The organism is Corynebacterium sp. 335C, assembly GCF_053525695.1.
The window spans coordinates 1-21,288 of sequence record NZ_JASTTB010000003.1 but is presented as its reverse complement, the minus strand read 5'-3'; the positions used below and the strand labels follow the sequence as shown (position 1 = coordinate 21,288).

At 73.9% G+C, this 21,288-nt stretch carries 19 protein-coding genes; 10 read left to right on the top strand and 9 right to left on the bottom strand.

The annotated features are described in order from the left end of the window. Positions 1–86: 86 nt before the first annotated feature. Positions 87–263: an antitoxin gene (locus tag QQS41_RS10025; protein ID WP_448852586.1), complete on the top strand. Its 177-nt coding sequence runs from the start codon at positions 87–89 to the stop codon at positions 261–263. A 419-nt stretch (positions 264–682) separates the two neighbouring features. On the opposite strand, the gene msrA is transcribed toward QQS41_RS10025, so the two are convergent. Continuing rightward, entirely contained in the window at positions 683–1,384 is a 702-nt protein-coding gene (gene msrA, locus QQS41_RS10020; protein WP_448852585.1) for a peptide-methionine (S)-S-oxide reductase MsrA, read from the bottom strand. 296 nt (positions 1,385–1,680) lie between these two features. Here msrA and QQS41_RS10015 point away from each other — a divergent pair, with 296 nt between their 5' ends. Further along, the gene (locus QQS41_RS10015; protein WP_448852584.1) at positions 1,681–2,283 is read left to right on the top strand and encodes a superoxide dismutase; all 603 of its coding nucleotides are present in this window, start codon (positions 1,681–1,683) and stop codon (positions 2,281–2,283) included. Positions 2,284–2,365: 82 nt separating this feature from the next. Continuing rightward, positions 2,366–3,262, top strand: a complete 897-nt coding sequence (locus tag QQS41_RS10010; RefSeq protein ID WP_448852583.1) for a 2-oxo-4-hydroxy-4-carboxy-5-ureidoimidazoline decarboxylase — start codon at positions 2,366–2,368, stop codon at positions 3,260–3,262. Between the two features lie 539 nt (positions 3,263–3,801). Here QQS41_RS10010 and QQS41_RS10005 read toward each other — a convergent pair. The 3 genes from QQS41_RS10005 to QQS41_RS09995 form a co-directional block, all read right to left on the bottom strand. Then, positions 3,802–4,107 carry a hypothetical protein gene (locus tag QQS41_RS10005; RefSeq protein WP_448852582.1) on the bottom strand — a complete coding sequence of 102 codons (306 nt, stop codon included), beginning with the start codon at positions 4,105–4,107 and terminating at the stop codon, positions 3,802–3,804. A 101-nt stretch (positions 4,108–4,208) separates the two neighbouring features. Then, positions 4,209–4,745 (bottom strand): FAD/NAD(P)-binding protein, encoded by a 537-nt coding sequence (locus tag QQS41_RS10000; RefSeq protein WP_448852581.1) that lies wholly within the window; start codon positions 4,743–4,745, stop codon positions 4,209–4,211. A gap of 293 nt (positions 4,746–5,038) precedes the next feature. Continuing rightward, positions 5,039–6,835, bottom strand: a complete 1,797-nt coding sequence (locus QQS41_RS09995) for a ribonuclease H-like domain-containing protein (protein WP_448852580.1) — start codon at positions 6,833–6,835, stop codon at positions 5,039–5,041. A gap of 88 nt (positions 6,836–6,923) precedes the next feature. Here QQS41_RS09995 and QQS41_RS09990 point away from each other — a divergent pair, with 88 nt between their 5' ends. The 4 genes from QQS41_RS09990 to yidC all read left to right on the top strand — a co-directional run bounded on the left by QQS41_RS09990 (position 6,924) and on the right by yidC (position 11,709). Continuing rightward, a complete protein-coding gene (locus tag QQS41_RS09990; RefSeq protein ID WP_448852579.1) occupies positions 6,924–7,709 on the top strand; it encodes a DUF6474 family protein in 786 nt (261 codons plus the stop codon). A gap of 262 nt (positions 7,710–7,971) precedes the next feature. After that, a complete protein-coding gene (locus QQS41_RS09985) occupies positions 7,972–9,681 on the top strand; it encodes an alkaline phosphatase D family protein (RefSeq protein WP_448852578.1) in 1,710 nt (569 codons plus the stop codon). A gap of 204 nt (positions 9,682–9,885) precedes the next feature. Further along, complete coding sequence (locus tag QQS41_RS09980; RefSeq protein WP_448852577.1) at positions 9,886–10,236, top strand: histone-like nucleoid-structuring protein Lsr2; 351 nt, start codon at positions 9,886–9,888, stop codon at positions 10,234–10,236. A 183-nt stretch (positions 10,237–10,419) separates the two neighbouring features. Next, on the top strand, positions 10,420–11,709 hold the full coding sequence (gene yidC / locus QQS41_RS09975) for a membrane protein insertase YidC (RefSeq protein WP_448852576.1): 1,290 nt from the start codon (positions 10,420–10,422) through the stop codon (positions 11,707–11,709). Between the two features lie 56 nt (positions 11,710–11,765). Here the strand turns inward: yidC and QQS41_RS09970 are convergent, their stop codons facing one another. From QQS41_RS09970 to QQS41_RS09955, 4 genes are all read right to left on the bottom strand, one after another. Further along, entirely contained in the window at positions 11,766–12,389 is a 624-nt protein-coding gene (locus QQS41_RS09970; protein WP_448852575.1) for a TetR/AcrR family transcriptional regulator, read from the bottom strand. 271 nt (positions 12,390–12,660) lie between these two features. After that, on the bottom strand, positions 12,661–12,921 hold the full coding sequence (locus QQS41_RS09965) for a GlsB/YeaQ/YmgE family stress response membrane protein (RefSeq protein WP_448852574.1): 261 nt from the start codon (positions 12,919–12,921) through the stop codon (positions 12,661–12,663). Positions 12,922–13,313: 392 nt separating this feature from the next. Then, positions 13,314–14,216, bottom strand: coding sequence for a universal stress protein (locus tag QQS41_RS09960; RefSeq protein WP_448852573.1), 903 nt, complete (start codon positions 14,214–14,216; stop codon positions 13,314–13,316). Positions 14,217–14,496: 280 nt separating this feature from the next. Beyond that, positions 14,497–15,504, bottom strand: coding sequence for an LLM class flavin-dependent oxidoreductase (locus tag QQS41_RS09955; RefSeq protein WP_448852572.1), 1,008 nt, complete (start codon positions 15,502–15,504; stop codon positions 14,497–14,499). Positions 15,505–15,538: 34 nt separating this feature from the next. On the opposite strand from QQS41_RS09955, the gene QQS41_RS09950 reads away from it, so the two are divergent. The 3 genes from QQS41_RS09950 to QQS41_RS09940 are packed head-to-tail and all read left to right on the top strand — an operon-like array spanning position 15,539 to position 20,072. Continuing rightward, entirely contained in the window at positions 15,539–16,663 is a 1,125-nt protein-coding gene (locus QQS41_RS09950; protein ID WP_448852571.1) for a pseudouridine synthase, read from the top strand. Between the two features lie 56 nt (positions 16,664–16,719). Then, positions 16,720–17,484, top strand: coding sequence for an ABC transporter ATP-binding protein (locus QQS41_RS09945; RefSeq protein WP_448852570.1), 765 nt, complete (start codon positions 16,720–16,722; stop codon positions 17,482–17,484). Then, on the top strand, positions 17,484–20,072 hold the full coding sequence (locus QQS41_RS09940; RefSeq protein WP_448852569.1) for an ABC transporter permease: 2,589 nt from the start codon (positions 17,484–17,486) through the stop codon (positions 20,070–20,072). Before QQS41_RS09945 ends, QQS41_RS09940 begins: the two co-directional genes overlap by 1 nt. A 128-nt stretch (positions 20,073–20,200) precedes the next feature. Here QQS41_RS09940 and QQS41_RS09935 read toward each other — a convergent pair whose 3' ends face one another. Continuing rightward, positions 20,201–20,656: a DUF2871 domain-containing protein gene (locus tag QQS41_RS09935; RefSeq protein ID WP_448852568.1), complete on the bottom strand. Its 456-nt coding sequence runs from the start codon at positions 20,654–20,656 to the stop codon at positions 20,201–20,203. Positions 20,657–21,288: the final 632 nt, after the last annotated feature.

The following is a 21,288-nucleotide window of genomic DNA, read 5'->3' as shown; positions in this document are numbered from 1 at the left end:
CCGTCGTTATGGTGAACCGCGTAACGCACCGGCGGGAGCCGGGAACTAACGAATACGCGAAAGGACCGTGATTCACCATGGGCATCATGGACAAGGCCAAGCAGTTCGTCTCCGACAACCCGGACAAGGTCGAGCAGGGCATCGAGCGCGCCGGCGACGAGTTCGACAAGCGCACCGGCGACAAGCACGCCGACAAGGTCGACAAGGTCCAGGACGCCGCCAAGCAGCGCCTGGGCGGCGAGGGCGAGGCCCCGCAGCAGTAAGGCCCCGGCCTTCCGGATGACCGGTCCCCGCCTCCGGGCGGAGCGACCGTGGATGGGGGCGCGGCCCGCGGACGATGACGTCCGCGGGCCGCGCCTTTTTCGCGTGCCGGCGGGGCGGGCGCGCTTTCGCGTGACGACGGGGCGGGCCGGCCGCCCGCCAAGCAGGGGCACTCGTGCGTTAGGTGCCATCCAGCCGCCGCGGCACGAAAACCGACCTGGGTTTTTACCGGCCCGCGCGGCGAAAATCTGGCCACTTTTGCACGGGTGCCCTATCGCCCCTGGCCGCCGGGTCGGTGTGGCCGACGACGCCTACGTACCCGGCAACGACGCCGCGCCGTCGACACCCCGGCGACGCCGCCCCGCCTACCCGCAGACGACGGCGCCCACGCGCCCGGGGACGGCGGCGACTACGGCGCCCCCTATCCGCAGGCGACGCCGGTCGCGTGGACCGGGCAGTACCCGAACGGGTTCGCGTCGAGGTACTGGCGGTGCGGCTCCTCGGCGACGTGGAACCGCGCGGTGGGGAGGCCGGCGAGCGGGGCGAGCTCCGTCGTCACGCGCCCGTAGCCGGCGTCGGCCAGCCGCGGCGCGTACGCGTCGAGCAGCTCGCGCGCGACGGCGGCCTGCGCGTCGTCGACGGGGTAGATGGCCGACCGGTACTGCGCGCCGATGTCGTTGCCCTGCCGGTTCCCCTGGGTCGGGTCGTGGTTCTCCAGCACCAGCCGCAGCAGATCGCGGTAGGTGACGCGCGCGGGGTCGAAGACGGCGAGGACGACCTCCGCATGTCCGGTGCGCCCGGAGCACACCGTGTAGTAGTCGGGGTCCTCCATCGTCCCGCCCGCGTAGCCGGGCGCGGTGTGGACGACGCCGGGGACGTTCCACAGGAGCTTTTCGACGCCCCAGAAGCACCCGGCGCCGACGATCATCGCCTCGAGCCGGGCCGCGTCCGGGTCTCCGGAGTCCTGGCGGGCGGCGAGGTCGGCGAGGTCGGTGCCGAGGACGCGGTGCCGCCACGCCGGGACGGGCGCGGCGACGATGTCGCGGAGCGGGACGGCGGCGGGGCCGGTGCCGGCCCCCTGCGTGGCGTCGTCGGTGCCGTGTGCTGCGTCGCGGTCGTTCATGGCGCCAGGCTACCGTCGTCACGCTCCGGCGCATCCCGCCGCGACATGGGCCGCGACCTCATGCCGCGCGCCCCGCGCGCCCGCCGCGCCCGCCCACCAAGTGGACGCATCTACTATTTTCCGCGCATGTATAGGCCAAACCTCCCCGGGCCCCCGACCAGCCCCGACGCGCCAAAACCCCGCCGGCGACCGCCCGGACGACCCCGCATTTACGCCCAAACGACGTTGCATAAATCGCAGGGCTGCGTACAGTTGGGCTGCACAAGGACGAATCAATCAATAGGAGGTCACCCACAATGGCCGTGTACGAGCTTCCCAAGCTGGACTACGAGTACGACGCCCTCGAGCCGCACATCGCCGCCGAGATCATGGAGCTGCACCACTCCAAGCACCACGCCAACTACGTCGCCGGCGCGAACGCCGCGCTCGAGGCGCTGGAGAAGGCCCGCGAGGAGGGCATCACCCAGGATCAGGCCCGCGCCCTGTCCAAGAACCTGGCGTTCAACCTGGGCGGCCACACCAACCACTCCATCTTCTGGAAGAACCTGTCCCCGAACGGCGGCGGCAAGCCGGAGGGTGAGCTGGCGGAGGCCATCGACCGCGACTTCGGCTCCTTCGAGAAGTTCAAGGATCACTTCTCCAACGCCGCGCTGGCGCTGCACGGCTCCGGCTGGGCGGTCCTGGGCTACGACCACATCGGCGAGCGCCTGGTCATCGAGCAGCTGACGGATCAGCAGGGCAACATCTCCGCGAACCTGACCCCGCTGCTGATGCTGGACATGTGGGAGCACGCCTTCTACCTGCAGTACAAGAACGTCAAGGCGGACTACGTCGAGGCCGTCTGGAACGTCTTCAACTGGGCGGACGTCGCCGAGCGCTACGCCGCCGCCTCCAAGTAGGACGGCTCCGGGCGGGCGCCGACGCGCTCCCCGTCTCCACGGCCCCGCCACCGCGCTTCCCCGCGGTGGCGGGGCCGTCGCCGTGCGCGGGGTCGCCGCGGCGCCCCCGGGCCTCGCGCGCCTCAACGACGCCGATCCGGGCCCGCTCGCCGAGGACCTCACCGAGATCTCCGGCTCCCGCCCCTGGGCCGACGTCATGCTCGCCGGCCGCCCCTACGCCACCGTCGACGCGCTGCTCGCGGCCGCCGACGCCGCAGTCGCCGGCCAGGACCGCGTCCAGATCGCCGAAGCCGTCGCCGCCCACCCGCCGCTCGGCGGCCGCACCCGCGCCGGTTCCCGCTCCGAAGGCGAGCAGTCCACCCTCGCCGGCAGCCTCGCCGGCGACGCCGACGAACTCGCCCGCCTCAACGAGCGCTACGTCGACCGCCACGGCCACGTCTTCCTCCTGTGCGCCGAGGGCCGCACCGCCGACGAGGTCCTCGCCGCCATCCGCGACCGCATCGACCTCGACGCCGACGCCGCCTGGGACGAGACCGTCGAGCACCTGCGCCGCATCAACCGCCTGCGCCTGGCGAAGTACGTCGGCGCCGACCCCGCCGAGGCCAACGCCGCCAACGCCGACGCCACCGCCGCCGGCGTCGCCCTCGAGCTCACCGACGCCTCCGGCGAGCTCGTCGCCTCCGGCGTCACCGACGACGACGGCCGCTGGCGCGCCCCCGACGGCATCACCGCCGGCGCGCTCGCCGCCATCATCCTCAACGTGGTGCTGCTCGGCGTGCCGCGCGAGGAGACCGACGAGGAGATGGCCGAGGACGCCCGCCACCAGGTCGAGGCCGCCTGCCCGTCGCTGCGGGAGGGTGCCGATGGTGCGGCCCGCGGTCACGCCCGCCCCGTGTCGCGTGACGACGCCTCCCGCTCCGGCGGCGCGGGCGCCGGCGAGTCCCCGGAGCCCGTCGCCGACGGCGCCGACCGGGCGTAGCGCCGGGCCGCGGCCATCCGGCCCGGCCGGGGCTTGACGGCGCCCGGCGGCACGTAACGCCAGGTCACGGCCGCCGTGCCCTCCCGTCCGCAGAAATCGGCGCCCGCATCCGAGCGATGCGGGCGCCGTCGCATGTCCGGCGGGTCCGGCGGCGACCAGGCGGCGGCCGGGCGGTGGCCGGGCGGTGGCCGGGCCGCAGTCAGGCAACGGCCCGGCGGCACTCGAAGCCGGGCACTCGTGCAGAACGTGCCAGAAATCCGCCGCGCGGGTGGTCAAAAGCCCAGGTCGCGCTCCTCGACGCGGCGGCAGGATGGCACACAACGCACGAGTGCCCCGGACATGACGACGGCGCCCCGCAGGCATGCTGCGGGGCGCCATGTCAGGAGGTGGGCCGGCCGGGCGCGCGGGCTCCGAGTCGCCGATCGGGCACGTCGGCGGCCGGACGCGCGCGGACGGGCAGGCCGGCGGTCAGCCGGGACGGCGGGCAGAGGCCGGGGCGGCCAGGCGACAGGGCGCGCCGGCCCGCCGTCCCGCGCCCGTCAGTACCGCGGGCCCGACGGGTACGGGGCGTCGCCCTCGCGGTGCGGCGCGACCGACGTGATCTCCACGTGGTGGAAGTCCTGGAAGCCCTCGTACAGGCCGGCCCACTTCTCGCGCGTGATGTCCGTCGCGATGCGGCGCGCCACGCGGCGGACGCCGGCGTAGATGCCGGACAGCTGGTTGCCGGCGACGCCCATCGACGCACGCGCGCCCGTCGACAGGTGGAACAGGCGCCCGATGTGCTCCGGGCCGCCGGCCTTCGGCGTGAACTGGAAACCGTCGCCGAGGTACGGGTACGCGGCCATCGGGCCCTCCGCCCAGTCGTGGACGTCGGACCACAGCGCGATGTCCCCGACGAACTCCTCCAGCTCCGGGCGGGCGGTGAGCGTCTCCCCGCCGGCGAGGGTCAGGGTGAAGGCGCCGCCCTCGGCCGCGGGGCGGAGACGGCCTCGACGCGGGTCTCGTGGCGGACGGGGAGGTCGAGGACCTCGCGGTACCAGAGCAGGTAGTCGTGCCAGTCGAGGCGGGGGACGAGGTCGATGGAGTCCCAGGCCTCGGCGCCGTAGCGGGCCTCGAACCAGCGTTGGACGTGGAGGGAGGGGCAGTCGAGCTCGATGCCGCGCATGTGCTTGGGGCTGCGGAGGGTGTGCATGCGGGCGTAGTCGTCCCAGCAGCCGACGCGGTGGGCGGGCTGGTCGTCGAGGACGACGACGGAGCCGACGCCGGCGCGGCGCAGCGCGAAGGCGGGGGAGAGGCTGGCCTGGCCGCCGCCGATGATGGCGACGGCGACGTCGGCGTCGTCGGGGTCGGACCAGTCGGTGCGGGGGTCGGTGGCGGCGAGGTCCTCGTGGACGCGGCGGGCCTGGGCCTCCAGCGCCTCGTCGTGGTCGGGGCGGGGCTCCGGCCGGGGGCGGGCGTGGTCGGTCGTGGCGGGGGCGGTCATGGGGCGTCGTCTCCTGTCAACGCCGTCGGGGGGCTTCTGCGCGGGGGTCGCGCGGTTCCCGGGCATACCTGGTCGTCGAAGCCCCCGTCCGGCGGTGGGGGTCGCGTGCGGTGCTCAGCGCAGGCCACCGCCCGGGTCCTGCTGCCCACATAACCGTCCGCGGATTTCGCGGGTGCTAGCCGCGTGTTACGGATGCGTGACGACGGTCACCTCCCCGCCCCCGTCCCGCCTGCCGCGCGGGGCGGGCGGCCGGGCGCGGCGCGCGGCGGCGCCGGGGCGTTCCGGGGGCGCGGCTAGCGGGGGACGGGCAGGTCGGCGACGTGCGGGAGGTCGGGCCCGGCGGCGAGCCAGGCGCGGACGACGGCGGTGGCGCGGCAGTCGTCGGCGTTGTAGCGGAGGAGGAGCTCGCGGGCGGCCGCGGCGTCCCCGGCCCGGGTGCCGTCCGCGCCGGCGGCGACCCGGAAGATGGGCAGGCTGCCGGCGCCGCCGGCCTCGGGGTCGCGCCACGCGAAGCCGGCGAGCGGGGCGACGGTCTTCAGGCCGAGCCCCTCGGCGGACAGCAGGAGGCGGCGGGCGTCGCGTTGCCCGTCGGCCCATTCGGCGGAGCGGAGGAACGCGTCGACCTCGGCGGGCGCGGGGGCGACGACGGGCGAGCCGTCCTCGTCGAGGTGCCGGTCGCGGCCGAACCGGCGGGCGGCGTCGCGCATCCAGTGGTTCTCGGATTCGGCGCCCCAGCAGTGCACGCGGACGGTGAGCCCGGCGTCGCGGGCGGCGGTGCGGCGGGCGGTCAGCCAGCCCCAGAAGCGGGCGAAGGCGCGGGACAGCGCGTCGTCGGCGCCGGGGGCGCCGGGGGCCGTCCACGCCGTGAACGCCCGATAGGACTCCCCGTCCCACGCGCCCCACAGGTAGGCGCCGTGGCCGGGGTAGGCCTCGACGTCGACGTCGATCTCCACGTCGGCGCGGGGCACGGGGGCGCCGTCGCGCACGGCGGCGGGCAGCCCGGCGACCAGCAAGCGGGCGAGGTGCACGGCGTCGCCGCCGGGGCCGGACGGGTCGGCGCCGGCGAGCGCGGCGACGGTGCCGATGCCGGCGTCGCGCAGCCGGTCGGCCCGGTCGCCGGGCAGGACCAGCGAGATGTCGTCGGCGGCGCGGAGGTCGTCGTCGCACGCCGCGGCGTATTCGCAGGTGCGGCATTCGCGGACGCGGCGCGGGGCGAGCGGGTGGACGCCCGGGGTCAGGGGCGACGGCCGCCCGGCGACGGCGTCCGCGACGTCGCGGCCCGCCCGCAGGGCGCGGCGGTAGGCGGCGATCCGGGGCCCGTCCTCCAGCACGATCATCCGGGACGCGTCGGCGCCGATGCCGCCGACCAGGCCGCTGCCCAGCCCGAGGGCGTGCAGCAGCGCGGCGGACTGCCCGGCGCGCACGGCGTCGGAGACGTGGTGGCGCAGCGTCCGCCCCGCGTCGACGGCCATCGCCGACCGCAGGCCGCGGCCCAGCACGCCGGGCCGGCCCAGCCGCGCGACGGGCAGCACCGTCGCCGCCGGGGTGCGGTCGCGGGGGCCGCGGCGGCGCAGCAGCTTGTGGGCGGCGACGATGACCGGCAGGTACGTGGGCGCGGCCCCGCCGTCGAGGCGCACCAGCAGGTCGGGGCGGGCCTCCTCCGCCGGCACGTCGCCACGCCCCTCGGCCCGCAGGACGGCGCCGACGACCAGCTCCGCGCCGCCGGCCAGCGCCTCCAGCGTGTCCAGGTCGGCGTCCGGGCCGTCGGCGACCGTCACCGTGCCGGGCAGCTGCGCCAGCTCCCCCAGCACCGTCGCGCGGTGGCGGCGGGCGGCGGCCTCCCACGGGCCGGGGTCGAACCTGGGGTCCGGGGCGTCGCCGCGCAGCCGGCGGCCCAGGCGGTGGCGGCAGCCGGTCAGCTCCGCGCCGCGGAGGACGGGCGCGGCGGGGAGGGTCGCGTCGTCACGCGGGGCGTCGGCCACCGCGGACCCGGCGGCGGACGACGGCGTCGCGCACCGCCCCGCGTCGGCCGCGACACGGCCGTCCGGGGAGGGCGCGGCGGGCTGGGGCCGGGTATCCTCGGGATTCACTGTGCCCTCAGCCTAACGGCAGGGACCTCCGCGGGTTACGCTGGTGGGCGACGTACGCAGCCGAAAAACCGAAACGGACGGGACTTCCATGAGCTTTCTGGGCGACATCCTCAACCGCCGCCGCGAGACCAGCACCAAGGTCAAGGCCGCCAAGGCCAAGGCCAAGGCCGAGGCCAAGCTGGAGGCGAAGCTGAACAAGGCGAAGGCGAAGGCCGCGCAGAAGCTCGAGGAGAAGGCCTACAAGCAGGGCCAGAAGGATCGCGCGAAGGAGCACCGCCAGGAGCTCCGCGCCACCGTGAAGAGCGACCGCAAGCGCGCGAAGCTCGACGCGAAGGCCATGAAGCGCGCCGAGAAGATCCGGAAGAACGGCGCGAAGCAGGAGCGCAAGGACCTCAAGGCCAAGCGCCGCCACCACGAGAAGCTGGCCGCCAACCTGCTGGAGCAGCAGCGCCAGTCCGGCCTGACCAAGGACAAGGTCAACGGCTGGATCGGCTCCGGCCGCGTCATGGTGCCGGTCGCCCTGCCGCTCCTCTACCGCGGAATCACCTGGCTGCAGAACCGCGACCAGGACTCCCAGGCCCGCACGTTCGGCGTCACCGGCTCCCAGGCCGCCCGCTTCGCCGGCCACGGCGCCCCGCTGCGCGCCCGCATCGAGGCGATCCGCGAGTCGCTCGCCGACCTGAAGAAGTCCGGCCGCACCATCCCGTCCGGCTTCGTCGCCGACGCCGACGATCGCCTGGACACGCTGGTCTCCGCCGTCCGCAACGCGGAGCACATGTCCCCCGACCAGCGCCGCCGCGCGCACCGCACCATCTCCGCGGAGCTCGACGGCCTGGACTCGGAGATCATGGGCCACCTCGGCGTCCGCGCCTAGGACCGCGACCGCGTCCGCGCGCGGGTTCGCCCGCCGCGGTCGCCCGCGGATGCGCGTGACGACGTACACCGCCGCGGCCCGCGACCGACCGCCACGAGGGGCGGCCGCCGGATTCCCCACGGGATCCGGTGGCCGCCCCTCGTCGCATCCGGGAACTTTTCCTTGCGCGCAGATGAACATTCGGGAAACGGCCCGGGATTGCGGGGTTTTCGCGGTCCCCCGGTTTGTCTTTCCCGTACCTGGCCAGGGAAAATGTCGCCTCGTGAACACCCAGCGCCCCACCCATGCCCCCTCCCGCCGCACGGTCCTGCGCGCGGGCGGCGCCCTCGGCGCCGCCGGCGCGGCCGGGGCCGTCTTCGCCGGCGTCGCCGGAGCCGAGAACGCCCCGGCCCCCGGCGCCCCGCAGCCCGCCGCCCCGGGCGAGGCCGGCGGCCACCAGGTCTTCCAGCACGGCGTCGCCTCCGGCGACCCGCTGCCGAACGCGGTCCTGCTGTGGACGCGCGTCACCTCCTCCCCGGAGGACGCGCCCGGCGCGGAGGCCGGCGCCCCGGTGAACCTGGCCTGGCAGGTCGCGACGGACGAGGGCTTCGCCAATGTCGTCGCCGGCGCCACCGTCACCTCCGACCCGGCGGCCGACAACACGGTGAAGGTCGACGCCGACGGCCTGGCCCCGGACACCTGGTACTACTACCGCTTCATCGTCGCCGACGGCCCGTTCGCCGGCCAGGCCTCCACCACGGGCCGCACCCGCACCACCCCGGACCCGTCGGCCAGCCCCGGCCACCTCGGCATCGCCCTGACCTCCTGTGCGAACTGGGAGTCCGGCTACTTCTCCGCCTACCGCGACATGGCGGACAACCCGGACATCGACGTCGTCATGTGCGTCGGCGACTACATCTACGAGTACGGCGTCGACGAGTACGCCGGGAAGCTCGGCCCCATCCGCGAGCACCAGCCGGCCCACGAGATCATCACCCTCGCCGACTACCGCCTGCGCTACGGCACGTACCGCACGGACAAGGACCTGCAGGCGGCCCACGCGATGAAGCCGTGGATGGTGACGTGGGACGACCACGAGGTCGCCAACAACAACTGGGCCCACGGCGCGGAGAACCACACCGAGGGCGAGGAGGGCCCGTTCGACGCCCGCCGCGACGCCGCGATGAAGGCGTACCTGGAGTGGCTGCCGGTCCGCGCGGCCACCATCGCCGACGGCGGCCACCTGTACCGCCACTTCGGCTTCGGCGACCTCGCCGAGATCGTCATGCTGGATCTGCGCTCCTACCGCAACGAGGAGCTGTCGTTCACCGACATGCGGCAGACGGACGACCCGTCCCGGTCGATCCTCGGCTCGGATCAGTTCAACTACCTCGCCGGCCGCTGGCGCACCTCCGACGCGAAGTGGAACATCGTCGGCAACTCCGTCATGTTCACCCCGGTGCTCATCCCGCCGATGGACCCGGAGGCCACCCGCGCGGTCACCCAGCTGCTGGGCATGCCGGAGGAGGGCATGCCGTACAACCTCGACCAGTGGGACGGCTACGCCGCGGAGCGCCGCCGCGTCATCCAGATGATGGGCGACGAGGGCCTGGACAACGTCGTGTTCCTCACCGGCGACATCCACTCCTCCTGGGCGTGCGACGTGCCGAACGCCCCGGGCCGCTACCCGGCCGACGGCGTCGCCGCCGTCGAGATCGTCTGCACCTCCGTGTCGGCGCCGAACATCGACGACATCGTGAAGCTGCCGCAGGACAACCCCATCAGCCACGCGGCGGAGACCGCGCTGGCCGCCGCGAACCGCCACGTCCAGTGGATCGAATTCGACCGCCACGGCTACGTCGCCGTCCACTTCCACCCGGACGACATCCGCGCGGAGTACCGCCTGGTCGAGGACAAGGCCGTCCCGGACCAGCCGCTGCACACGGCCGCGACGTTCGTCGCCCGCCGCGGCGAGGGCATCCGCCGCGCCTAGCGGCGGCCGCGCCCAGCGGCCGCTCCCAGCGGCCGCCGCGAGACGCCGCGAGACGCCGCGGACAATCCCCGGAAATCGACCCCGAATCGATTTCCGGGGATTTTTTCCACGGTCCGTCAAATCGTGATGTGCGAAATTCATTTCCCGGATTTAAAATGGCGGAAAACGAAGGCGAACATCCGATTGGAGTCCGAGGAGCCGAAGATGGGGCGCAAGGAAATCATCCAGTATTTCGACGACATGACCGGCGAATCGCTGGCCGACGATGCGGTGGAGACCATCCGCTTCTCCTACCGCGGCCGCAATTACGTCATCGATCTCTCGAAGGGCAATGCGGAGAAGTTCGACGAGGCGCTGAAGCCGTTCATCGACGCCGCCCGCGTCGACGCGCAGGCCCCGGCGAAGGCCCCGCAGCGCAAGTCGCGCGGCGCCGACGAGGCGACCCGCAACCGCAACCGCATCATCCGCCAGTGGGCGAAGGACCAGGGCCTCGACGTCGCCGACCGCGGCGCGCTGTCGAAGGACATCATCGCGAAGTACGAGGCGGCGCACTAGCCCCTCACCCGGCGGGCCGCCCCGCGCCCGCCCGTCCCCCTCGACGGCCCCGCCGCCCGGCGGGGGCCGTCGCCGCACGCGGGGGACGTCGTCACGCGCATTCCCCGCACCCCGCACCACCTGCCGCGGCACCTCCCCGGGCGACCCCGCGCCGCGTCCGGGGGCAGGCTAGGCTGAGGACCCGTGCTGACCGTCCTCGTCTACGCCGTCTCGGCGATCATGCTGTTCTGGCACTGGCTGCTCGCCGGCGCCTTCGGCGTGCCGCGCGACATCGCGTGGGTCGCGTCGGTGTTCCTGCTGGTGGTGACGGTGCGCTCCGCCGTCGCGCCGCTGACGTGGATCCAGCTGCGCAACGGCCGCGCGATGGCGAACCTGCGCCCGGAGCTGCACCGGCTGAAGGAGAAGTGGAGCCTCAGCCCCGACCCCGACGCCGGCAATTACCTGAAATGGGCGCAGCAGAAGGTCCGCCAGGACAACGACGTGTCCCTGCGCGCCGGCTGCATCGCGCCGCTGGTGCAGATTCCCGTGATCCTCGGCCTGTACCAGATGATCGCGCGCATGTCGCGGGCGAAGGATCATTCCGGCGTCACCGTCGGATTCCTCGACAACGCGCACGTGGAGGATTTCCTCGGGTCGCGGTTCCTCGACGTTCCGCTGCCGGTGTACTACTCCATGCCGGAATTCGACCTGGAGCGCTACGGCACGACGTTCGGCGAGGCGGCGGCGGTGCTCGTGCCGCTCATCCTCGCCGCGACGATCCTGACGACGTCGAACCTCGCCTACTCCCTGCTGCGCATGCGGCGGACCCTGGACTGGTCGTCGGCGATGTCGCTGTGCATCGCGCGCCTGACCATCATCCTGGCGATGATCGGCGGCGCGTTCCCGCTGCTCATGGGCTTCTTCGGCCCGGCGCCGCTGGCGCTGGCCATCTACTGGGTGTTCAACAACCTGTGGACGGTGGCGCAGTCGGTCATCATGATGGCCGTCATCAACCGCCGCTGGCCGCTGACGGAGGAGTTCCTCGAGCTCAACGACGAGCTCCACGGCCGCTACGGCCCGTCCGCCGCGAAGCGCCGGCGGCACCGGCAGGCGAAGAGGCGCCACCGCGCCGCGGAGAAGGAGGCCGCCCGCCAGGGCAAGAAGCTGCGGCCGCGCCCGCCGTCGGAGAAGCAGCGCCTCATGGCGGAGGCCGCCCGCAAGCGCGCCATCGTCCGCCTCATGCGGCCCTCCGGCCAGTCGGGGCTGGAGCTGCCCGCCGCCGGCGCCGTGCCCGTCACCGGCGGCGCCACGTGGATCGAGCCGCCCGCGGTGCCGCCGCCGTCCGAGGCGGGCCGCCGCCCCCGCCCGCCGACGAAGTACGTCATGCCCGGCCAGCACGTGCCGCCGGAGGTCCTGGCGCAGCTGCACCTGTCGGGGCGCCCGCGCCCGTCACTGCGCGTGCGCATGAACACGCCGGCGAAGGGCTGGCGGTAGCGCACGCGAAAGGGGCCGCCCCGGATTGGGACGGCCCCGGACGCGAAAAACGCGGCCTAGTGGTCGGAGTACACCAGGTCGCGGGCCAGGTCGCGCGCGGTCTGCAGCGCGGTGAGGTCGCCGGCCATCTTGGAGCCGGCCAGTCCGCCGTCGAGGAACACCATCAGCTGATTGGCGTGCAACGACGGCTGCGAACACTGGCGGTCCGCCAGGAGGGTGCGCAGGGTCTCCCAGACCCACTCGCGGTGGCGGGCGACGGTGGCGCGGATCTCCTCCTCGGTCTCCGTCTCCGGCTTGGGGTACTCGGAGGCGGCGTTCTGGAAGTGGGAGCCGCGGAAGCCCATGGCGGGCTGCTCGGCGATGCAGACGTCGAAGAACGCCAGGATCTTCTCCTCGGCCGTGTCGACGCCTCCGGCGCGCTTCTCCCACGCCTCGCGCCACTGCTGGTCGAGCTGCTCCAGGTAGGCGATGACCAGCTTGTCCTTCGACCCGAACAGGGAGTACAGGCTGGCCTTCGCGACGTCGGCCTCGCGCAGGATGCGGTCGATGCCGATGACGCGGATGCCCTCGGTGGTGAACAGGCGCGTGGCGCCGTCGAGCAGCCGCTCGCGCGGGCTGGGGCGGTTGCGGCGTCGCGACGTCGGGCGGCCGCTCTTCGCCGACTTGGTCGCCTCTGCCACGTGCTCTCCATTTCCGTCGCCTCGCAGGTACCCCAACAGGATACAGCTTAGATACCGACCTGTACGTCCATCCCCGGCCGCGGCGGGCCCGGTTCGCCGCCGCGCGCCGTCCCCCGATGCGCCGCGGATCCGCGGTCCCGGCGCCGTCCCGTACCGTCCCGTGCTCCGGCGGGACCTGCGGGCCCGGACGCGGCGGAGCCCCGCACCCGGTGTCCGGGTGCGGGGCTCCGCTGGTTCGGCGGCCGCGCCGCCGCTCATCCGACGGGGCGGTCTAGCGCTTCTTCGTGATGAGGCCGACGATCCACAGCAGGATGCAGGCGCCGACGATGGCGGTGAAGAACGTCACCCACCAGTTGCCGGAGCCCAGGTTGATGTCCATGAGGAAGCCGAGCAGCCAGCCGCCGACGAAGGCGCCGATGACGCCGACGATGACGTTGAGGGCCAGGCCCATCTGGGCGTCGGTGCCCATGATCTTCGAGGCGATCCAGCCGGCGAGGCCGCCGACGATGATCCACATGATGATTGCCCACATGATGGTTGGGACCTTTCGTTCACGGCCGGGCGGGAATGCCGCCGTCGACCTGCGTTTACCGTCGCCCCGGGCGGGCCGCGCCGGGGCCGTCGGACACCATTATAGGGTAACCGACGTTCAAGTAGGTTACGGCGACCTAACGAATCGGCCAAATGTTCGGACCGTCCGCATAGCCGTTTTTCCGTGAAAATATCCCGGAATCCCCGTCGCCGCGCATATCGCGCGGCGCGGAAACGCACGCGAACACGTGGGGTCGCGTGCGCAGTCGCGTGACGACGTCCGCCGCCCCGGCGCGCGCGGCACGAAACGCGCGGCGCCCCCTCGCAGGTCCCGCGGAACGCGCGGCGCCCCCGCGCCGGCGGACCGGCGGCGGGGGCGCGTGCGGGACGGGCCTAGTTCGGCAGGGTGTCCGGGCGGACGACCATCATCGGGCACGGCGCGGCCTGCAGCAGGGCGCGCGACGTGGAGCCGAGGAGCATGCCCTTGAAGCCGCCGCGGCCGTGCGAGCCGACGACGAGCAGCTGGGCGCCCTCCGAGGCGTCCGACAGGGCGCGGACCGGGCGGTCGCGGGTGACGACCTTGGTCACCTGCACGTCCGGGTACTTCTCCGACCAGCCGGCGAGGCGGCGGCCGAGCAGCGCGCGCTGCTCGTCCTCGACGACCTGCCACTGCTGCTGCGCGGCGGACAGGCCGGCGAGGGACGCCTGGACCTGCATGTCCATCCAGGTGTGGACGGCGATGAGCTCCGCGCCGCGGGCGTCGGCCTCCTTGAACGCCAGCTCGATGGCCTTCTGGGAGACGCCGGAGCCGTCGACGCCGACGACGACCGGACCGTACTTCGTCTCCTCCGTGACGTTGTTGTCCTCGCGGACCACCACGACCGGGCACTTGGCGTGGCTGACGACGGCCGCGGAGACCGAGCCCATCACCATGCCGGACAGGCCGCCGAGGCCGCGGGAGCCCATGACGATCATGTCGCACTGCTCGGAGAGATCGAGCAGCATGTCGATCGGGCTGCCCTCCTCGATCTGGTGGCTGACCTCGACGTCCGGCATGAAGTCGACGGCGACCTTCTTGGCCTCCTCGATCTTCTCCATCGTCTCGGCCTCGAGATCGTCGTACAGCTCCTGCGGGGGGACCATGCCCTCCGCGTACAGGAACTGCGGCATCGAGTAGCTGCTGACCAGGCGCAGCGGCACGCCGCGCTTCACCGCGGTGTTCGCGGCCCAGCGGACGGCGACCTTCGCGGCGTCGGAGCCGTCGACGGCGCAGACGATGATGTTCTGCTTCGGCATCTGAGCGTCCCTCCTCTGTTGCGCCCCCGGCGGGGGCGCCCGTTCATTCGGTGTTCGCCCCCAGGGTACCCCCGATAGGCGGGCATCCTCCATGCAAAATCGACGTCACTACCCCAAATGGAGGTTGTAATGGAATACCCCCGCACATGAGCATTTGCTCATGTTTTCCGTCATCCGGGGCCGGCGATCACATCGGGCCGCATGCCCCGGCGGGCCCACGCGCGTACGGGCCTCGCCTCCCTGCCGCGCAACGCGTTCCACGCCTCGCCTCCCGGCGGCGCTACGCGTTCCACGCCTCGCCGAGGGCCGCGATGGACTCGCGCCGCACCTCCGGGTCGAAGGCGTAGGTGACGGTGATGACCTCGTCGGCGCCGGTCGCCTCCGCGAAGCCCGCGAGCTCGTCGACCACCTGCTCCGCGGTGCCGTGGTACGCGTGCCGCAGCGTCGCCTCGACGCGCATCCACTCCATCTGCGACGCCCCGGCCTGCGGGGTCTCCGTCGGCGGCTTGAGCGGGCCGCGCCCGCCGCGGCGGCCGAGCTCCAGGAACATCCGCTGGGAGACGGAGAACTGGAACCGGGCGTCCTCCTCCGTGTCCCGCACCATCGCGTTGGCGGCGACCATCACCCACGGCCGGTCGATCTGCGCCGTCGGCGCGTCGGCGTCGAACCCGCCGCGGTAGACCTCCAGCGCCTCCTCCAGCTGGAACGGCGCGAAGTGGGTGGCCATGACGAACGGCAGGCCCATCGCCGCGGCCACCGTCGCCCCGCCCGTCGACGAGCCGAGGACGTACATCGGCGTGTTCGACCCCTGCCCCGGGTGGGCGATGATGCGGGCCTCCGGCCGCACGGGGCCGAGGTAGCGCTGGAGGTCACGGATGTCGGCGGCGAAGTCCGCCACGTCGGAGGCGCCGCGGCGCAGCTCCCGCGCCGTCATCGGGTCCGTGCCCGGCGCGCGCCCCAGCCCCAGGTCGACGCGGCCGGGATACATGGCCTCCAGGGTGCCGATCTCCTCCGCCACCTTCAGCGGCGCGTGGTTCGGCAGCATGATGCCGCCGGAGCCGACGCGGATGTCCGACGTCTCCTGCAGGATGCGGCCCATGAGCAGCGTCGTCGCCGACGACGCGACGGAGGCGGTGTTGTGGTGCTCCGCGATCCAGTAGCGCGAGTAGCCGGCGGCCTCCGCCGCCTGGGCCGTCTCCGCCGACGCGGCGATGGCCTCGCCCGGTGTCATCCCCTCCGACACCGGCACGAGGTCGAGGACGTTCAGGGGCACGCGCTTCGTTGACATGCCCCCTGTCTATCAACGGCTAGACTTCCCCGCCATGCCCGACATCGACGGAACCGCCCCGGCCGCACCGGATGCGGCGGAGGCCGCGGAGCCGACGCCGCAGGAAGCGGCCCGCACCGCCGGCGCCCCCGGGGCCGCGCCCGGCGACACGGCCCGCCCCGCCGGCGCAGCCCGCCGCGCCCGCCGGCGCCGCGGCGCGCCCCTGCCCGTCCGCGACGGCCTCAACCCCTCCCGCGTCCGCGTCCCCGCGGATGCCGGCACCGACGCCTCCGCCGCAGCCGGCCATCCCGTCACCGCCTTCGACCTCGTCGCCGCCGCCGTCGCCGGCCAGCGCCACCGCCACCCGGACGACGGCCCGGACGCCGTCGCCGCCCGCTTCGCCGCCGGGGAGGTCGTCGACGCCCGCGGCCACGCCCTCGCCCCCGGCGACGTGCTGCGGCCCGGCGCGGACGTGTGGTTCCACCGCATCCCCGCCCCGGAGCCCCGCATCGCCGGGCCGATGCCGATACTCCACGCCGACGAGCGCATCGTCGTCGTCGACAAGCCCGCCTTCCTCACCACCACCCCGCGCGGGGTGCACATCGTCGAATCCGCCGTCGTCCGCCTGCGCCGCGAGCTCGGCGAACCGGACCTCGTGCCCGCCCACCGCCTCGACCGCCTGACCGCCGGGGTGCTGCTGTTCACCCGGGACGCGGCGTGCCGCGGCGCCTACCAGGGGCTGTTCGCCGCGGCGGGGGACGTCGTCAAGCGCTACGAGGCGCTGGCGCCGGCCCCCGCGACCGCGCCCCCGCGCGAGCTGGCGACCCGCCAGGAGAAGACGCGCGGGGTGCTGCAGGCCCGCACCGTGCCCGGCGAGCCGAACGCCCGCACCGTCGTCGAGGGCGTCGAGCCGCGCGGCGGCGGGCTCGCGCTGTGGCGGCTGCGGCCCCTGACCGGGCGGACGCACCAGCTGCGGCTGCACCTCCACGACCTCGGCTGCCCCATCGTCGGCGACCCGCTCTACCCCGACGTCCTGCCGGAGGACGCGGAGGACCCGACGCGGCCGCTGCGCCTGCTGTGCCGCGAGCTCGCCCTCGACGACCCCGTCGACGGGCGCCGCCGCGTGTTCCGCAGCGCACGCCCCGAGGCCGGCGCACCCTCCGCACCCGCGGGAGCGTGACGACGGGACCCGCGCGGACTTGCACCCGCCGCCGCGGCCGGTGGACCATAGGGCGCATGACCGCCAGCCCCGCCCGCAGCCCCGGCCGACTCCAGCCCCCCGCCGCCCGCGCCGAGGCGCTGACCAAGCGCTACGGGCGCGGCGACGCCGCCGTCACCGCGCTCGACGGCGTCGACGTCGCCTTCGCCGCCGGCGAGTTCACCGCCATCATGGGCCCGTCCGGCTCCGGCAAGTCGACGCTGCTGCACTGCATGGCCGGCCTCGACGCCCCCACCTCCGGCCGCGCCTGGATCGCCGGCGAGGAGATCACGGGCCTCGGCGACGCCGGGCTCACCGCCCTGCGCCGCGACCGCCTCGGCTTCGTCTTCCAGTCCTTCAACCTCGTGCCGACGCTGACGGCGAAGGAGAACATCACCCTGCCGCTCGACATCGCCGGGCGGAGGGTCGACCGGGCGTGGTTCGACGAGGTCGTCCGCCGGCTCGGCCTGGGCGGGCGGCTGCGGCACCGCCCCGCGGAGCTCTCCGGCGGCCAGCAGCAGCGCGTCGCCTGCGCCCGCGCCCTCGTCGGCCGGCCCGCCGTCGTCTTCGGCGACGAGCCGACCGGCAACCTCGACTCCAACTCCTCCGCCGAGGTGCTGGACATCCTCCGCACCTCGGTCGACGAGCTGGGCCAGACCGTCGTCGTCGTCACCCACGACCCCGTCGCCGCCGCCCGCGCCGACCGCGTCGTCTTCCTCGCCGACGGCCGCGTCCACGGCGAGCTCCGCGACCCGGACGTCGACGCGATCCTCGGCCGGATGACGGCCATGGGGAGGCCGTGATGCGCGGCGGCGCCCTGGCCCGCGTCGGTGTCCGCAGCGTCCGCGCCCACGTCGGCCGCCTGGTCCTCACCATCGTCTCCGTCGTGCTGGGCACGGCGTTCATCGCCGGATCGCTGCTGTTCACCGCCACGCTGGACCGCGCGTTCCAGGGGGTGCTGTCGACCGCCTACGACGGCGTCGACGTCGTGGTGGAGGCCCCCGCCGACGCGTCCGCGCCGCTGACCATCGCCGCCGCCGAATCGCTCGGCGGCGTCGACGGCGTGGCGTCGGTGAACCTGTCGGCCGTGCCGTCCGGCATCGTCATCACCGACCCCTCCGGCGCCCCGGTGCAGACGCCGGGCCCGCCGGCGCAGGCGATGCCCTGGTACGGCGACACGGCCGTCGGCGGCGCCCCGGAGATCGTCGCCGGCTCCGCGCCCTCCGGCCCGGGCCACGTCGCCGTCAACCGCGCCGCCGCCGAGCACGCCGGCATCTCGCCGGGCGACCGCGTGACGGTGGTGACGCCGGCGTCGCGGGCCGACGTCGTCGTCGACGGGCTCTACGCCGCGGACGTCGACTCCGCCTCCGCGGTCGGCGTCTACCTGGACCGCGCCGACTGGCTGGCCTGGTACACCGACGGCGAGCACGTCACCGCCGCCCACGTCGACGTCGCCGACGGCGCCGACCCCGCGGCGGTGGCCGACGCGATCCGGGCGGCGCAGCCCGGGCTGGACGTCTCCCTCGGCGCCGATCGGGCGGCGCAGCTGACGGAGTCGGTGTCGGAGGGCCTGTCCTTCCTCAACTACTTCCTCGCCGCCTTCGGCCTCATCGGCCTCGGCGTCGGGGCGTTCATCATCTCCAACACCTTCTCCATGATCGTCGCCCGCCGCATGCGCGAATTCGCCCTGCTGCGCGCCCTCGGCGCCTCCCGGGGCCAGCTCACCGCGTCCGTCGCCGCGGAGGCCGCCATCGTCGGGCTCATCGGCTCGGCGCTCGGCGTCGCCGCGGGCTTCGGCCTGGTGAAGCTGCTGTTCCTGGGCATGGAGGCCGCCGACCTCGGCCTGCCCGACTCCGGCATCGCCGTGACGCCCGGGGCGGTGGCGGTGCCGGTCGTCGCGGGCACGGTCATCACCGTCCTGGCGGCGTGGGCGCCGGCCCGTCGCGCGGGCTCCACCCCGCCGGTGGCGGCGATGCGCGGCGGCGACGCGACGGGCGCCGCCGGGCTGCTCGTCCGCACCATCGCCGGCGTCGTGCTGGCGGCGCTCGGCGTGGCGCTCACCGCGGCCGGAATCCTCATGGAGGACGCGGACACCGGGCCGCGGGCGTCGCTCGCCGGCACCGGGGCGGCCCTCGTCGTCGCCGGGTTCTGGCTGCTGTCCCCCGCGCTGTCCATCCCGGTCGTCGGCACCGCCGGCGCGGTGCTGGGCGCGCCGTTCCGGGCGACGGGGCGCATCGCCGCGACGAACGCCCGCCGCACCCCGCGCCGCACGGCCGCGACGGCCTTCGCCCTGACGCTGGGGCTCATGCTGGTGAGCACCCTGGGCATGTTCGGCGCGTCGATGAAGTCGGCCGTGTCGGACTGGGTCGAGACCGACCTCCGCGCCGACCTCGTGCTGTCGCCCGCGGGCCTCGGCGGCCCCGGCCAGGACATCCCGCCGGGCGCGCGCGACGACGTGCGCGCGGTGCCCGGCGTAGCGGACTACGCCGAGGAGAAGCTGCTGTTCGGCGCGCTGGGCACGCAGGACGCGCCCCCGCCTCCCCCGACCCGGGGCGGCCACGATCCGTCGCTGCTGCTCGGCGTCTTCGACGGCGACCTGGCGCGGTGGCAGGCGGTCGACGTGCTGGAGGGCTCCGCGAACCTCGCGGACCCGGCGGCCGGGGTGGTCCTCACGGCCGCCCGGGCGGCGGAGCTCGGCGCGCACGCGGGCGACCCGGTGCTCGTCGCGACGCAGGCCGGGGTCGTCCCGGTGACGGTCACCGGCGTCATCGCGGAGGACCCGCAGTTCGCCGCGCGGGTGTCGGCGAACGCGCTGGAGGCCGCGCAGGTGGACATGAACCCGCTGCCGACGACCGCCGCCTACCTCGCCCTCGACCCCGCCGCCGACGCGGACGAGGTGCGGGCGGGCGTGGAGGACGCGGTCGCGCCGTACCTCATCGTCCAGGTCCAGGACCGGGAGGAGTACGCCAACGCCATGGCCGGCGCGTTCGACATGCTGCTCAACATCCTCTACGGCCTGCTGGCGCTCGCGGTCGTCATCGCCGTGCTCGGCATCGTCAACACTCTGGCGCTGTCCATCGTGGAACGCCGCCAGGAGATCGGCATGCTCCGCGCCGTCGGCATGACGCGCCGCCAGGTCCGCCGCATGATCCGCCTGGAGGCGGTGCAGATCGCGCTCTACGGCGCGGTGACGGGCACGCTCCTGGGCATGGCGTTCGGGTGGGCGTTCCTGACGACGCTGGCCGGCGAAGGCATCGACCGCATCGTCGTGCCGTGGGGCCAGATCGCCGTAATGCTGGTCGCGTCCGCGCTGGTCGGAGTCCTGGCGGCCGTGTGGCCGGGGCATCGCGCGGCGAAGACGCCTCCGCTGGCCGCGGTGGCCGAGGAGTAGGGGACGCCCGCGGGAGGAGGCCCGCGGACGTCGGACGACCCCCGGTGTCGCGCAGTGACGCGTGACCGGGGGCCGTGGTCATGGGGCCGGGGTGACGGCCGGTATTGTCGCCGGGTCGGGCCGCGGCGTCAGGCGCCGGCCGCGGCCGCGGCGGCGCGGCGGTCGCCGCGCTCGGCGACCTTCAGGCGTTTGCCCAGCATGACGAAGAACATGATGAACGACACGGTGAGCAGGATGTGGCCGATGCCCGCGATGCCGGACCACATCGCCGTCCACGAGTCGGCGTTGCCGGTGACATGGACGATGCCGTTGGCGGCCATCATGCCGATGGTCCAGGCGAGCGCCACGTTGTGGAAGATGAACCAGCCGTTGAACCACGTGTGGGCGGTCAGCTGGAACAGGCGCTCGAGGCACAGGACGATCAGGAAGAAGAACACGCCGAGCACGAGCAGGTGGGTGTGCAGGGTGTTCAGCTGGGTCGTGGACCCGAGTGCGTCGGCGGCGCGGGTGAACTCGCGGTAGAAGACCCCGGCGAAGAGGCCGAGGCCCAGGTAGACGGCGGCGGCGATGAAGATCTTGCGCATGCCCCCAAGGGTAGTGCCGGGGCGGAATCCACGAATCATCCGAAAGGATGCTTTCCGGCGGTTCCCGTGCACTCAGGTGGTGCAGAGCATGTACGCGCCGAGGGCCAGAAAGAAGAGGGCGAAGACAACGCAGAGGAACGAATGGAGGATGTGCGCGCGGGGGCTCGTCGGGAGGGGCCCGTGCGGGTATTCGCGGTCGTAGTAGACGACGTCGGCCGGCTCCCCGGCTCGATCTCGTATGGCGCCCGTTCGCCCCAGTCTTCGTGCGGGTTGCCGTGCATGTCCAGGTAGGTGTGCATCCTCTCGTAGATAAGGTCACCGTCGGAATCGCGTTACGACCTCACCCGCACGGCGATCGCGCAGGTGGCGACCCTGTTGCGACGGACCCACCGCTACTCGACGACATTCCAGACGGCAGCGACGATGCATCCGATCGCGCAGCACACGGTGAACAGGAAGAAGACCAGCCCAACGGTCATCGGCGTCCTCCGGAGGCGGCGGCGGTGGTGTTCCCCGTGAAAATACCCCGACGGCAGCCGGCCCGCATGGGTCCGGGCATGCGAAAGAGGAGAGGCGGAAACCAGTCGCAACGACCGGCTTCCGCCTCTCCTACATGAAATTTAAATTGTCGG

Bases quoted from the DNA above. Each gene is read 5' to 3' on its own strand.
- msrA (WP_448852585.1), bottom strand. From the start codon at position 1,384: ATGAACGACCGCGACGCAGCACACGGCACCGACGACGCCACGCAGGGG.
- QQS41_RS10025 (WP_448852586.1), top strand. From the start codon at position 87: ATGGACAAGGCCAAGCAGTTCGTCTCCGACAACCCGGACAAGGTCGAG.
- QQS41_RS10015 (WP_448852584.1), top strand. From the start codon at position 1,681: ATGGCCGTGTACGAGCTTCCCAAGCTGGACTACGAGTACGACGCCCTC.
- QQS41_RS10005 (WP_448852582.1), bottom strand. From the start codon at position 4,107: ATGGCCGCGTACCCGTACCTCGGCGACGGTTTCCAGTTCACGCCGAAG.
- QQS41_RS09990 (WP_448852579.1), top strand. From the start codon at position 6,924: ATGAGCTTTCTGGGCGACATCCTCAACCGCCGCCGCGAGACCAGCACC.
- QQS41_RS09965 (WP_448852574.1), bottom strand. From the start codon at position 12,921: ATGTGGGCAATCATCATGTGGATCATCGTCGGCGGCCTCGCCGGCTGG.
- QQS41_RS09950 (WP_448852571.1), top strand. From the start codon at position 15,539: ATGCCCGACATCGACGGAACCGCCCCGGCCGCACCGGATGCGGCGGAG.
- QQS41_RS09955 (WP_448852572.1), bottom strand. From the start codon at position 15,504: ATGTCAACGAAGCGCGTGCCCCTGAACGTCCTCGACCTCGTGCCGGTG.
- QQS41_RS09935 (WP_448852568.1), bottom strand. From the start codon at position 20,656: ATGCGCAAGATCTTCATCGCCGCCGCCGTCTACCTGGGCCTCGGCCTC.
- QQS41_RS09960 (WP_448852573.1), bottom strand. From the start codon at position 14,216: ATGCCGAAGCAGAACATCATCGTCTGCGCCGTCGACGGCTCCGACGCC.
- QQS41_RS09980 (WP_448852577.1), top strand. From the start codon at position 9,886: ATGGGGCGCAAGGAAATCATCCAGTATTTCGACGACATGACCGGCGAA.
- QQS41_RS09945 (WP_448852570.1), top strand. From the start codon at position 16,720: ATGACCGCCAGCCCCGCCCGCAGCCCCGGCCGACTCCAGCCCCCCGCC.
- QQS41_RS09940 (WP_448852569.1), top strand. From the start codon at position 17,484: ATGCGCGGCGGCGCCCTGGCCCGCGTCGGTGTCCGCAGCGTCCGCGCC.
- QQS41_RS10000 (WP_448852581.1), bottom strand. From the start codon at position 4,745: ATGACCGCCCCCGCCACGACCGACCACGCCCGCCCCCGGCCGGAGCCC.